The sequence below is a fragment of the Pseudoalteromonas rubra genome (assembly GCF_005887115.1).
In the GTDB taxonomy this organism is placed as follows: domain Bacteria; phylum Pseudomonadota; class Gammaproteobacteria; order Enterobacterales; family Alteromonadaceae; genus Pseudoalteromonas; species Pseudoalteromonas rubra_F.
In genome coordinates this window covers 1-274 of sequence record NZ_PNCJ01000175.1, presented here as the reverse complement: position 1 = coordinate 274, position 274 = coordinate 1, and the positions used below count along the sequence as shown (strand labels likewise).

General features: G+C 51.1%; 1 protein-coding gene. It reads left to right on the top strand.

From position 1 onward, the window contains the following. Positions 1-274, top strand: a 274-nt coding sequence (locus CWB98_RS23640) for an MHYT domain-containing protein (RefSeq protein WP_212751168.1), incomplete at both ends; no start/stop codon positions are given.

The window sequence follows — 274 nt, the reverse complement described above, 5'->3', positions numbered from 1 at the left end:
AGTATGCACTTTATCGGAATGCTGGCATTTAGCCTATGCGTCAGCGTCGACTATGATTTTACAGTGACGGTGGTGTCATTCATCCCTGTCTTTTTAGCCACTGCCTTAGGGTTCCATTTACTCAGTACGAACAACCCTTCTCGAGCCAAGCTTGCGCTCAGTGCCCTGCTGTTGGGCGCCGGCATAGGGGTTATGCATTACACGGGTATGGCCGCGATGCGCCTAGGGCCAATGCTAGGCTATGACCCACTTTGGTTTGTTGTCTCTGTATTAG